Origin of the sequence: Streptomyces sp. NPDC057623 (assembly GCF_042800355.1) — a bacterium.
GTDB lineage: Bacteria > Actinomycetota > Actinomycetes > Streptomycetales > Streptomycetaceae > Streptomyces.
Window position 1 is genome coordinate 1 of sequence record NZ_JBHVGZ010000099.1, and the last position, 12,926, is coordinate 12,926.

7 protein-coding genes are annotated in these 12,926 nt (G+C 71.5%); 3 read left to right on the forward strand and 4 right to left on the reverse strand.

What is annotated here, in order from left to right; all coding sequences use genetic code 11:
* Positions 1-347: 347 nt before the first annotated feature.
* The gene (locus ACFU95_RS46575; RefSeq protein WP_383842457.1) at positions 348-896 is read right to left on the reverse strand and encodes a MarR family winged helix-turn-helix transcriptional regulator; all 549 of its coding nucleotides are present in this window, start codon (positions 894-896) and stop codon (positions 348-350) included.
* 132 nt (positions 897-1,028) lie between these two features.
* Between ACFU95_RS46575 and ACFU95_RS46580 the strand changes: the two genes are divergently transcribed.
* Positions 1,029-2,297 carry an MFS transporter gene (locus ACFU95_RS46580; protein WP_383842507.1) on the forward strand — a complete coding sequence of 423 codons (1,269 nt, stop codon included), beginning with the start codon at positions 1,029-1,031 and terminating at the stop codon, positions 2,295-2,297.
* A gap of 240 nt (positions 2,298-2,537) precedes the next feature.
* Here the strand turns inward: ACFU95_RS46580 and ACFU95_RS46585 are convergent, their stop codons facing one another.
* Positions 2,538-4,208, reverse strand: coding sequence for a SpoIIE family protein phosphatase (locus tag ACFU95_RS46585; protein ID WP_383842460.1), 1,671 nt, complete (start codon positions 4,206-4,208; stop codon positions 2,538-2,540).
* A 251-nt stretch (positions 4,209-4,459) separates the two neighbouring features.
* The gene (locus ACFU95_RS46590; protein ID WP_383842463.1) at positions 4,460-5,839 is read right to left on the reverse strand and encodes an NAD(P)/FAD-dependent oxidoreductase; all 1,380 of its coding nucleotides are present in this window, start codon (positions 5,837-5,839) and stop codon (positions 4,460-4,462) included.
* A gap of 383 nt (positions 5,840-6,222) precedes the next feature.
* On the opposite strand from ACFU95_RS46590, the gene ACFU95_RS46595 reads away from it, so the two are divergent.
* On the forward strand, positions 6,223-7,005 hold the full coding sequence (locus ACFU95_RS46595; protein WP_383842466.1) for a TetR/AcrR family transcriptional regulator: 783 nt from the start codon (positions 6,223-6,225) through the stop codon (positions 7,003-7,005).
* Positions 7,006-7,316: 311 nt separating this feature from the next.
* Positions 7,317-9,311 carry a sigma-70 family RNA polymerase sigma factor gene (locus ACFU95_RS46600; RefSeq protein WP_383842469.1) on the forward strand — a complete coding sequence of 665 codons (1,995 nt, stop codon included), beginning with the start codon at positions 7,317-7,319 and terminating at the stop codon, positions 9,309-9,311.
* Between the two features lie 24 nt (positions 9,312-9,335).
* Here ACFU95_RS46600 and ACFU95_RS46605 read toward each other — a convergent pair whose 3' ends face one another.
* Complete coding sequence (locus ACFU95_RS46605; protein WP_383842471.1) at positions 9,336-12,899, reverse strand: BTAD domain-containing putative transcriptional regulator; 3,564 nt, start codon at positions 12,897-12,899, stop codon at positions 9,336-9,338.
* Positions 12,900-12,926 lie beyond the last annotated feature (27 nt).

Consider the following 12,926-nt stretch of genomic DNA (forward strand, 5'->3'; position numbering starts at 1 on the left):
TTTCCCTTTCCGGCGGTTCCGACTCTATCAGATCCTTTCGGGCCTGACCCCCAGTCAGCGGGGTTTGCCTTCCCGGCCGTTGGGCCGTTCCGACGTCTCAAACCTTAGCGGATCCTCTCGGCGATTCCCAATCGGGCCGCCGAGTCCCAATTCGAATTGAATTCGGGCACGCCGAAATCAACCCCGTAGGGAGATCATGCTGATGGTTTGGGTTGCCGCTTTCGCGGCGGGAGGTGCTGTCGCAGAACCGTTACGGCTCGGCGGCAACCCGGAGAACATTACGGATCGGGAAGAGGGCTGTCAAGCTCCCCCTGTCAAGATCTTTTCCGGTGGCGCAGGGCCGGGCGTCAGTCCAGGTCGCTGAGGCGTCCGCCGGCGTCCGGCTGGGCGTGCTCCACCCTGCGGAGCAGGCGGGTGAGGACCTCGCCGAGGGTGGTGCGCTCCTCCGCCGAGAGGTCCTGGAGCAGCTCCTCCTCGAAGACCGAGGCGAGCCGCATCGCCTCCAGCCACTTCTCCCTGCCCTCGATGGTGAGCTCGACGATGACGCGGACGCGGTTGGACTCGTCGCGGTCCCGGGTGACCAGACCTTCGGCGACCATGCGGTCGATCCGGTGGGTCATGGCGGCCGGGGTGAGGCCGAGGCGCTTGGCGAGGTCGCTGGGCCCCAGCCGGTACGGGGCGCCGGAGAGGACCAATGCCTTGAGGACCTCCCACTCGGTGTTGCTGATGCCGAGCGTGGCGGTCTGGCGGCCGTAGGCGACGTTCATGCGGCGGTTCAGGCGGGACAGTGCGGAGACGACCTTCTCCACCTGGGGGTCCAGGGCCTGGAACTCGCGCTGGTACGCGGCGATCTGTTCTTCGAGGGTCGGTTCGCTGATGCCTTGGGTGTCGCCCATGGGCCGAGTATGGCACGGGCTCGCTTGGCGTTGAAGTCCTTCGCTGTGTAGTGTTTAGCTTCGAACTTTAGCTTTGAAGTCTTCAGATCTACATTGAGAGAGGTGAACGTGACCAGGGCGATGGGCGTAGCGATGCGCCGGATCCACGTGGGCAACGCACTCAGCGCGTTCGGGCTCGGTTTCACCGTCCCCTACCTGTACGTCTATGTGGCGCAGGTCCGGGGGCTGGGTGCCATGACGGCGGGGCTCGTCCTCGCCGTCTTCGCCGTGGCGGCACTGGTCGTGCTGCCGTTCGCCGGGCGGGCCATCGTCCGGCGCGGCCCGCTGCCGGTGCTGCTCGCCGCTCTGGTCACCGCCGCGCTCGGAGCGCTGAGCCTGGGGCTCGCGGGGAGTGCGGCGTCCGTACTGCTGTCGGCGGCCACGCTCGGGGCCGGGCAGGCCGTGATGCAGCCGGCGCTCGCGACGATGATCGTGGACTGCTCCACGGCTGAGACTCGGTCGCGGGCGTTCGCGATGCAGTTCTTTCTGCAGAACCTGGGGCTGGGGGTCGGCGGGCTGATCGGTGGGCACCTCGTGGATACGACCAGCGTTTCGTCCTTCACGCTGCTGTTCGCCATCGAGGCGGCGATGTTCCTGCTGCTCGTCGTGGTGATGGTGACGGTGCGGATGCCGCGTGCGCCGCGGATCGAGGGGGCTCCGGGGGCCGGGGCGGTGAAGGGGAGCTGGAAGCAGTTGCTCCGGAACCGGGCGATGGTGCAGCTGTGCGTGCTGGGGTTCGTTCTCTTCTTCGCTTGCTACGGGCAGTTCGAGTCGGGGCTGAGTGCCTACGGGGTCGAGGCGGCCGGGGTTTCCACGTCGGCGCTGGGGACCGCGTTGGCTGCCAACACCGCGATGATCGTGGTGGCGCAGTTCGCCGTGCTGAAGTTCGTCGAGCGGCGGAGGCGGTCGCGGGTGATCGCGGCGGTGGGGCTGATCTGGGCCGTGGCGTGGGTCGCGGCGGGGTATGCCGGGCTTGGGCATGGGAGCCAGGAGATGGCTACGGCTGCCTTCATCTCTACTTATGCGCTGTTCGGGCTGGGTGAGGCGATGTTGTCGCCGACGGTTGCTCCGTTGGTGGCGGACCTTGCGCCGGAGGGGATGGCTGGGCAGTACAACTCTGCTTTTGCTCTGGTGAAGCAGCTTGCGTTGGCTGTGGGGCCGGCGGTGGGTGGGCCGATGGGGGCGGCGCTGCATGGGCCGTATGTGGTGACGTTTCTGTTGTTCTCGCTGGGGATCACGTATCTCGCGGTGCGGTTGGGGCGTGAGTTGACCGCTGTGCAGGATCAGCCGTGGTTGGGGAAGAGTCGGGTGGTGGCGCAGGGGGTCGCGTCGGGTGCGGGGCAGTCTCGGGCGCACGCCTGAGTTTTTCGCCCCCGCCGCCCCTACCCGTCCCATCCCTTGAAGGGGCTCCGCCCCTTCCACCCCGCCAGGGGGGCTGCCGCCCCCCTGGACCCCCGCTTCGGCCCGAAGGGCCTCGTCCTCAAACGCCGGACGGGCTGAAATGAAGCCAAGCCCTCTGCGGGTGGGTGGGGGTTCGGGGCGGTTACAGCTCGTGCTTGGACGGCGGGCGGGCTGGGCAGGCCTGGGCGGCGCTGGGAGAGTTCAGGGTCTCTGGGGGTCCTGGGCTGTTTTCGGTAGTACGAACTCGCACCACACCGCCTTGCCGCCTCCGGGTGTGCGTCGTGAACCCCAGGTCGAGGCGATCGTCGCGACGATGGCGATGCCTCGGCCGGACTCGTCGCCCGGTTCTGCGCGGCGGCGTCTTGGGAGGTGGTCGTCGCCGTCCGTCACCTCGATGATCAGGCGGCGGTCGGTGCGGCGGAGGCGGAGGCGCATGGGCGGGGTGCCGTGCTGGAGGGAGTTGGCGACCAGTTCGCTGGCGGCCAGAACGCCCAGGTCGTGAAGGTCGGGCGGGAAGCGCCAGCTGGTCAGGACTCCGGAGGCGAAGGCACGCGCGCGGGGGGCTGCCTCGACGCCGCCGAGGAGCTCCAGGGCCGCGTTGCGGAACAGGTCGCCGTCGGGGCCGGTGCGGGCCGGGTGCTGGAGGACGAGGACCGCCACGTCGTCGTCGTGGTCCGCCGTGACGCCGGCCGAGCGGACCAAGCGGTCGCAGACCACCTGCGGGGTGCCGGTCGCGCCGGCCAGAGCGCGTTCCAGGGACGCGATTCCCTCGTCCAGGTCCTCGTCCCGGCGTTCCACCAGGCCGTCGGTGTAGAGAACCGCCGTGGAGCCGGGACTCAGGGCGATGGAGCCGGACGCGTGCATCCAGCCACCCGTGCCGAGGGGCGGGCCGGTGGGTTCGTCGGCTCGTTGGACGTCACCGTTCTCGTCGCGGACCAGGATGGGGAGGTGGCCGGCGGAGGCGTAGACCAGGCGGCCCTCGTTCGGGTCGTGGACGGCGTAGACGCAGGTGGCGATCTGGTTGGCGTCGATCTCCGTCGCCAGGCCGTCCAGGAGCTGGAGGACCTCGTGCGGGGGGAGGTCCAGGCGGGCGTAGGCCCTCACGGCTGTGCGGAGCTGGCCCATGACCGCGGCTGCGCGGACTCCTCTGCCCATCACGTCGCCGATCACCAGGGCCGTGCGTCCGCCGCCCAGGGTGATCACGTCGTACCAGTCGCCGCCGACCGCGGCCTCCGTGCCACCCGGGTGGTAGGTCGCGGCGATACGCAGGTCGTCCGGTTCTTCGAGCTCCTGGGGGAGGAGGGAGCGTTGGAGGGTGACGGCCGTTTCGCGTTGGCGGCGTTCGCTGGCGCGGAGGCGTTCGGCGGCTTCCGCGTGGTCGGTGACGTCCGTGGCGAAGACGAGGACGCCGCCGTCGCCCTCCGCGACCGGGGTGCAGGTGAAGGTGTAGGAGCGGCCGTCAGGGGCCTTGCGGGACTTGAGGGTGCGGGGCTTGCCGCTGCGCAGGACCTGGTCGAGGAGGGGGAGCAGGCCCAGCTCGGCCAGCTCGGGAAGGGCCTCGCGGGCCGGTTCGCCCGGGGGACGTACGCCGAAGGCCGTGACGTACGCGTCGTTGACGTAGGCCAGGCGGTGGTCGGAGCCGTGGACCAGGGCGACCAGGGCCGGGACGCGGTCCAGGACCTCACGGACCGGCAGTTCGTCCACGGCGGGGATCGGCTTGGCGTCGTCGGTGAGGTGTTCGGCGCGGGCCGCGGGGACGGCGCCCGGGCTCTCTCCCCGGCGGTCCTGGGTGACCGCCGCCGCGGGTTCGGTCCGCGCTGCCGCGCGGCGCTGCGTTCCGGGGAGCCGGGCGCTCCAGCGCGTGAAGTTCACGAATCCTTGCCTCGTGTCGTCGTCTTCGGCCAGCTCCGGACCCGGCCTGGGGTCTGAGGGGTGGCACCAGCACCCCCGGATTGCAGCACTGTGGGGAGAGCCTTGTGGGTCGATGGGCGGGCGGGTGCCCGTCCAAGGTCGTCCAGGGTCGGGGATCGGTCAGGGATCGGTCAGGGATCAGTCTGGCAGTGCGGCCGACCTGGCCGACACCCGTCAGACGCCTGCCTCGTCGGTGGAGTTCCTGGGTCCGGTCAGGACGACCCCTTCGGGTCGTCTTCCGGCTTGAGAGGAGGCTTTCCACCGGCCGCGAGTTCGAACTCCGCTCGGGGATGTTCGAGTGAACCGAGGGAGACGACCTCCCTCTTGAAGAGTCCCGAAAGGGTCCATTCGGCCAGGACGCGGGCCTTGCGGTTGAAGGTCGGCACCCTGCTCAGGTGGTAGACGCGGTGCATGAACCAGGCAGGGTAGCCCTTGAGCTTGCGTCCGTAGACCTGGGCGACACCCTCGTGGAAGCCGAGGGAGGCGACCGAACCCGCGTACTTGTGGGCGTACGTCTCCAGGGGCTCGCCGCGCAGGGCGTGGACGATGTTGTCGCCCAGGACCTTCGCCTGGCGCAGGGCGTGCTGCGCGTTGGGGGCGCACTCCTTGCCGGGCTCGCCGGCGGTGACGTCGGGGACCGCGGCGGCGTCTCCCGCGGCCCACGCGTGCGTGGTGCCCTCGATCGTCAGCTCGGGGGTGCACCTCAGCCTGCCGCGCTCATTGAGTGGCAGGTCGGTCGCGGCGAGGATCGGGTGGGGTTTGACGCCGGCCGTCCAGACGACCGTACGGGTCGGGAAGCGGGCGCCGTCGCTGAGGACCGCGACGCGGTCCGCGCAGGACTCCAGGCGGGTGTGCAGGCGTACGTCGATGTTGCGGCGGCGCAGTTCGGTGACCGTGTAGCGGCCCATGTCCTCGCCGACCTCGGGCAGGATGCGGTCCGAGGCCTCGACCAGGATCCACTTCATGTCCTCGGGGCGGACGTTGTGGTAGTAGCGCGTGGCGTAGCGGGCCATGTCCTCGAGCTCGCCGAGCGCCTCGACACCGGCGTAGCCGCCGCCGACGAAGACGAAGGTGAGCGCCGCGTCGCGGATCCCGGGGTCGCGGGTGGAGGAGGCGATGTCCATCTGCTCGATGACGTGGTTGCGCAGGCCGATGGCCTCTTCGACGGTCTTGAAGCCGATGCCGTGGTCGGCGAGGCCCGGGATGGGGAGGGTGCGCGCGATGGAGCCGGGGGCGAGGACCAGCTCGTCGTAGGAGAGCTGTTCGCTGCCCGTGCCCTCCTCCTCGGAGGCGAGGGTGGTGAGGGTGGCGGTGCGCTTGGCGTGGTCGATGGCAGTGGCCTCGCCGATGATGACGCGGCACCGGGGCAGGACGCGGCGCAGCGGTACGACCACGTGACGCGGGGAGATGGAGCCGGCGGCCGCTTCGGGGAGAAATGGTTGATAGGTCATATACGGGTCGGGAGTGACCACCGTGATCTCGGCTTCGCCCCGGCCCAGTTCCTGTTTCAGCCTCCGCTGGAGACGCAGGGCCGTGTACATCCCGACGTAGCCGCCGCCGACAACGAGAATGCGCGCACGTTCCTTCACCATCCCATGACGCACCCGACGCTTGCGTTTGTCCACAGGCTCGACAATTTGTGTGACCGGAGGCCGCCGGCGGATCGGTTTGGCCGAAATGCCGGAGTGCGGGGAGAGTCCGCAGGTCAAAGGGTGTGCGCCGGGGGATCGCGAGTGGCGCAATCAGGGCGTAAACGACCCGTACTCCGATCGAGGGGGGCTCTGTGCGGAACCTGCCCCTTCTGAATTGACTCCCACTCAACTATGTTCGTGTGTCGACGGGGTGTAGGGGGATGCGCTCATCGGGTCCGTGAGTCACACATGGCGGACCTGTTGTCCGGGCTGGTTCCGCGACGCTCCGGCTTTGCAATGACGGGGAGTCTCCGGGGGGAGACGTCATTACCGGGGGATCGCTTATGCATGTTCAGGATTCTCGTTGGTCCACCGCGTCCGCCATCGCATCCGGCGGCGGGACAGCGGGCGGCACGATCAGCGCGGCGGCGGGCAACGGACGCGGGGACACATCGCGTACGGCGCCGCTGCGCGTGGACGCACAGCGCAATCTGGAGCACGTGCTGCGTGCGGCACGTGAGGTCTTCGGCGAGCTGGGATACGGCGCGCCGATGGAGGACGTGGCGCGACGCGCGCGGGTCGGCGTCGGGACGGTGTACCGACGCTTCCCGAGCAAGGACGTCCTGGTACGCCGGATAGCCGAGGAGGAGACCTCCCGGCTGACCGACCAGGCACGTGCGGCGCTGGGTCAGGAGGACGAGCCGTGGTCGGCGCTCTCGCGCTTCCTGCGGACGTCGGTGGCCTCGGGCGCGGGCCGGCTGCTGCCGCCGCAGGTGCTGCGGGTCGGGGTCGCCGAGGACGGTTCCGCTCTCGACGAGGCCCGGGTGCCGCAGCAGCGGGTACAGCCGGGCACCGGTGAGCTGCGGTTGGTGCCCGACCAGCCGCCGGCGGTCGCGGTCGGCCCGGTGGACGACGCCGGGGCGGCGGCGCTGCTCGACGTGGTGGGTCAGCTCGTGGATCGGGCGCGCGCGGCCGGTGAGCTGCGGGCCGATGTGTCGGTGTCGGACGTCCTGCTGGTGATCGCGACAGCGGCGCCCTCGCTGCCGGACGCGGCGCAGCAGGCCGCGGCCTCGGCTCGGTTGCTCGACATCCTGCTGGAGGGGTTGCGGTCGCGCCCCCAGGCGTGACGCAGCCAGGGTGAGGACCGTGACTTCGAAAGGTGAGTGATTCGAAGGAGTGACCACGAGGCGGGGTGCCGCGCCGCCCTCGCCTCGAACACGGTCGCGGGGCATGCCGGGCGTTTCGGGTTGTGGACACTCAACTCCCGCCCGGCGAAAGCTGGTTGAGCCTTCCCCGAATGGGCGAGGGCCAGTACTACGCTGCGGGAAGACCCCACGGACGAGTGGATGTCCGTACGGGCGGGTCCTGAACAAAAGCCAATATGGCACCCTGACCCGGTGTCCGGGACTGGTAGAGCTGGCAGCGGGGGCTTTCCGCGATGAGCGTTGACGGGTGGGACGAGTCACGCGGTGACGGTGACTCGTCGACTCCGCAGGTACCGAGTCAGGGCGGACGGGCGGACCTGCCGCCGGGCGGCGACCCAAGGGAGGGCCGCACGCAGGGCCGTGCCGACAGCCGTGCGGACAGCCGTGCCGACAGCCGTGCGGAGGGCAGCGTCCCGGCACAGCGCGACCGCCGTGAGGACAGCACGCTGCCTTCACCGCGCGAGCTGCCGCCGCCTCGCGAGCTGCCGTCGTCGGACGCCGACCTGATCGGACGGATGCGCTCCGGTGACGACACCGCCTACGAGGAGCTGTACCGGCGCCACGCGGAGGCGGTGCGCCGGTACGCGCGCACCTGCTGCCGCGACGCCCACACCGCGGACGACCTGACGGCCGAGGTCTTCGCCCGCATGCTCCAGGCCGTACGCGGCGGGTCCGGACCCGAACACGCCGTACGCGCGTATCTGCTCACCTCGATCCGGCGGGCCGCGGCGGACTGGACGAAGTCGGCGCGGCGCGAGCAGCTGGTCGACGACTTCGCGGTGTTCGCCGCCCAGTCCAGGCGGGTCTCCGAGGTGTCCGACGACGACACACTGGACCTGGGCGCCGACGTACGGGCGATGCACGACGCCGAGCAGTCCATGGCCATGCAGGCCTTCCGGTCGCTGCCGGAGCGCTGGCAGGCCGTGCTCTGGCACACCGAGGTCGAGGACGAGTCACCGAGCGAGGTCGCCACGCTCTTCGGGCTCGACGCCAACGGCACGCGTGTGCTCGCCAGCCGCGCCCGCGAAGGACTCAAGCAGGCCTACCTCCAGGCCCACGTCAGCGCCAGCCTCGCCCGCGACGAGGAGTGCGCCCGGCACGCCGACCGACTCGGTGCCTACGCCCGGGGCAGCCTGCGCACGCGCGCCGAGCGGGGGCTGCGCAAGCACCTGGAGGAGTGCGCCAGGTGCCGGCTGGCCGCGGGCCAGATCCAGGAAGTCGCGGGGGGCATCCCCGCAGTCGTGCCGGTCGCGGTCATCGGCTGGTTCGGCGCCGCCGGGTACGCCAAGGCGGCCGGGCTCATCGCGGGCGGTGCCGGGGCGGGTGCGGCCGGTGCCGCGGGGGCGGCCGCGGCGGCCGGTGGCAGTTCCTCCGGCGGGGCGAGCTCCGGGGGCGGCTCGGCGGCCTCCGAGGGGCTCGGCGCGCCGGTGAAGGCCGGTATCGCGGCCGGTGTGGTCGCCGTGGGCGTGGTCGCGGCGATCGTGCTCGCGCTGGCGGGCAACGAGAAACCGGCCGACAAGACGGACGCCAAGCAGCCTCCCCTCCCCTCCCCCATCGTCGAGGAGACGCCGACGCCCGAGCCACCGGAGCCGTCGGAACCTTCGGAACCGTCGCAGGAGAAGCCCGCTTCGCGACCGCCGGCGATCACCCCCGCCGCCGAGCCGCCGCCCACACCGGCCCCGGCACCCACGCGCTCGCCCCGTCCGACGCCCACACCCTCCCCGACGCCGACTCCGACCCCCACACCGACCCCGAAACCCCCACCCGCGCCGACTCCGCCGCCCCCGCCCACCCCGGCCGTCTACCAGTGGAGCGAGCTCTCGTACGACCTCACCGGCGACGGCACCACGCCCGAGATGCGGCTCAGTGGCAGCAGCTGGGTGTGGCAGCGGTACGGCGTGTCGATCGGCGACAAGCGGTACGCGCACGGCGTCACCGTGCACGGCCGGTCGTCCGTCACCATCGACCTCAACCGGCAGTGCGCCGCCTACGACGCACTCGTCGGCGTCGACGACTCGACCCTGGGGCTCGGCAAGTTCTCCTTCTCCGTCTACGCCGACGGCGTCCGGCTGTGGCGGTCCGCAGCCCTCAAGGGCGGGGACCCGGCCGTACCCGTCCATGTGAACCTCGCCGGGCGCGAGACCGTCCGGCTGGTGGTCGAGCCGCACAGCACCTTCGACACCCTGTTGCCGGCGGACTGGGCGGAGTCGAAGTTCAGCTGCGTGTAGGGCCGTTCAGTCGGCCTGTGACGCCTACGGCGCCCGCTCGACGGGGTGGTGGAGGTTGCGCACGGCTTCGGCGAGGTCGTGCAGCACGTCGCCGTAGCCGAGGGCGGTGCCCCGCGTCCGCTCCGCGGTGAACCGTTCGGCGCCCAGGGCGGTGCGGGCGGCGGCCTCGGCCCGCTGGGCGTGCTCGCGCTCCGGCAGGGGGCGTGGATGACCGCCGCGCCAGTGCTCCGAGGCGGCCAGCAGACGGACCGCGCGCGGGTGGTCGCCCAGGCGGGTCAGCAGGTCCGCCGCGGCGTCCGTGACGGCCGCGGTGATCACGTCGGCACACCCCTTCTCCACGGCCACGCGCAGCGTGTCGGCCAGGAGAGGCAGGCCGTGTTCCGGGCCCGACTCGGCCGTCACGACCATGGCGTCGATGGCGTTCAGCATCACGATGAACTGCGGCGGTGGGGTGCCACGAGCGGTCTCCACGCGAGCCGCGTCGCACATCGCACGCGCGCGTGCCGTGTCCTCGTCGTCCAGCGCGATCTGGGCCCGCATCAGCCTGACGAACGCCCGGGTGTCCGGCACGCCGTAACGGTCGGCGGCGGCGCTCGCCTCGTCCAGCGCGGTCAGTGCGGCCGTACGGTCGCCCTTGCGGTAGGCGATCTCGGCGAGCCGGGTGATGAGGAACGGCGTCTCGGCGTGAGCGCCCACCTCGTGGGCGAGGCTCAACGCCTCCTCGTACTCGCCTCTGGCCTCCTCGAAGCGGCTGCGCGCCATGGCGGTCTCACCGGCCGCGCTGCACACCTGGGCCCGCATCCAGCGGTCGCCGGAGCGGCGGCTGAGCAGCCTCAGTTCCGCGAGCTCGTCGTCGAGGCCGTCGGTGCCGCCGGCCGAGTCGACGGCCATGTGCGTACGGAACATGAGCAGGACGCCGACCTCCCAGTCGGTGCCGTGGAGGCGGCAGTTGGCGATGGCGACGTCCATGGATGCCTGGACCTCCCGCGAAGTCCTGAGGAAGAAGTCGATCAGCGGCCAGACGAGCCCCGGCAGCCGCGCGGCCAGCGGGCCTCCCTGCTCGAAGAAGCTGCGCACGCGGATCATGTAGCGCCGCATGCGCTCGTCCAGCAGAGTGTCGATCGGCTCGGTCTCGGACCTGAGGAACAGGTGCAGAAGCCGGAGCTGCATCCGCGGGATGTGCTGCGGGTGGTGGGCCTCCTGGTCCGGGGCGGCGAGAAGGGCGTCGATCGGGTCGGGGGAGGCGGTGGGGGCGGGTGTGGGGACGGATGTGGCGGGTGTGGGGACGGATGTGGCGGGTGTGGGGACGGATGTGGCGGTGGGGGCGCTGTCCTCGATGGGAACGCCGTCGGCCACGGGGGAACCGGCGGCCGCGGAGGGGCCGGCCGCGGTGTCCGAGGCAACGCCCAGCCGCAGGATCCGGTCGATCCAGGCAGTGCCCTCATGGCGGTATGTGCGCAGCCACCAGAACCAGCCCATGGCGAGGGCGATGGACGCGGCATCCGGTTCGTCGCCTGCCTTGAGGGCACGGTCGAGCGCCACCCGGATGTTGTCCAGCTCCGTCTCCAGGCGGGAGATCCAGGGGAGTTGGCCGGCGCAACGCAGCTGTGGGTCGGCCTCCTCGACGAGCGCGCGCACCCACGCGCGGTGCCGACGCTCGGCCGTGAGCCGCGGTTCGGGAAGGTCGGCGGCGCGCTCGACGGCGTACTCGTGGATGGTCTCCAGCATGCGGTACCGCATGCCGTCGGAGCCGTCCCGTTCGCACGGGGTGGCCACGATCAGGGACTTGTCGACCAGCGCGCCCATGAGGTCCGCGACTGGCCCGGTGCAGACGGCCTCCGCCGCCACGAGGTCCCAGCCGCCCGCGAACACGGACGCCTCGCACAGCACCGTCCGCTCCTGCTCGTCGAGCAGATCCCAGGACCAGTCGACGACGGCGCGCAGGGTCTGCTGGCGGGGCAGGACCGTACGACTTCCAGAGGTGAGGAGGCGGAAGCGGTCGTCGAGGCGGTCGGCGATCTGCCGGGGGGTGAGCAGCCGTAGCCGGGCGGCCGCCAGCTCGATGGCGAGCGGGAGTCCGTCGAGGCGGCGGCAGATCTCCGCGACGGCCTCCTGGTCGCGCCCGTCGCGCAGCACGGCCTCGGTGCCGGGGCGGGCGGCCGCCGCGCGCTCCGCGAAGAGGCGGTGTGCCTGGTCGGGGAGCAGGGGCTCGACCGGGCGCACCGACTCGCCGGGGACGCCCAGGGGTTCACGGCTGGTGGCGAGGATGGTGAGGCCCGGGCAGTGGGTGAGGAGCGTTTCGGCGAGGGTGGCGGCGGCGCCGATGACATGTTCGCAGTTGTCAAGGATCAGGAGTTGGCTGCGCGGGGCGCAGTACTCGATCAGCAGGGCGACCGGGTCGTCCTGCTGGGCCGTCAGCTCGTTGGTCATGAGCACGGTCTCGCGCAGACCGAGCGCGTTGACCACCGCGCCTGGTACCGCCTCCGGCCGGTCGAGCGGGGCGAGCTCGACGAGCCATGCCTGGGGGAGGCCGCTGGCGGCCTCCTCGGCGAGGCGGGTCTTTCCAGAGCCGCCCGGTCCGGTGAGCGTGACCAGTCGGGCCCTGTGCAATTCGAAACGGATGGCGTCGAGTTCGAGTTCCCGGCCCACGAAAGAGGTGAGACGGGGGCGGAGGTTGCCTCCGGCGACGGGGACGGGAGTGGGGGCGGGAGTGGGAGTGGGGGCGGGAGTGGGAGTGAGCGTGGCGGTAGCAGCGGAGGGCTGGGGGCGTTGTGGGGTGGAGCGTGGTCGGGTCGCGGGAGGAACAGGGGGTGGGTCTGGCGGGGTGGGATGCGGCTGGGGTTTCGTCGCGGGGGCCGGCTCGGCAGGCGTCGGTGTCAGCAGCTCCGTGTACAGGGCGCGGAGTTCTGGGCCGGGGTCGGTGCCGAGGCCGTCGACGAGAGCTCGGCGGACGGTTTCGTATGCGGCGAGGGCGTCGGCCGGGCGGCCCGTGTCGCGCAGGGCGCGGATGAGGAGGGCATGCAGCGGTTCGTCGTACGGGTGAGCCGCGGTCAGTTCCTTCAGTTCGGGTACGGCGGGTCGGGCGCGGTCGAGTCGCAGGTCTGCCTCGATGCGGGCTCGGGTCGCCTCCAGGCGGAGAGCCTCCGGGCGGGTCGCGGCGGTGGTGCGGTCGGGGAGGTCGGCCAGGGCGGGGCCGCGCCACAGGGTGAGGGCGGTGGTGAGGGTTTGGGCGGCGGTGGACGGGTCGTCTTCGGCCAAGGCGGAGGTGCCCTCGTGTACGAGGCGTTCGAAGACGAAGAGGTCTACGTCGTCCTGCGTCGCCGTGAGGCGGTAGCCGCCGGGGGCGGAGGTGACGGCGTTCTTGCCGAGTGTGCGGCGGAGGCGGCCGATGAGGGCCTGGAGGGCGGCGAGGGCGTCCTGGGGTGGGTTGTCGGGCCAGACCTCGTCGATCAGGGTGTCGGGGGTGGTGAGGTGGCCGGGGCGTAGGGCCAGGGCTGTGAGCAGGGCTCGGAGGCGGGGGCCGCGGATGGGTACGACGGTGCCGTGGTCGTCGTCTGCCTGGGTGACGCCCAGGATTCTGTACCGCACCGGGTCATTGTGGCGGGGGTGGCTGTG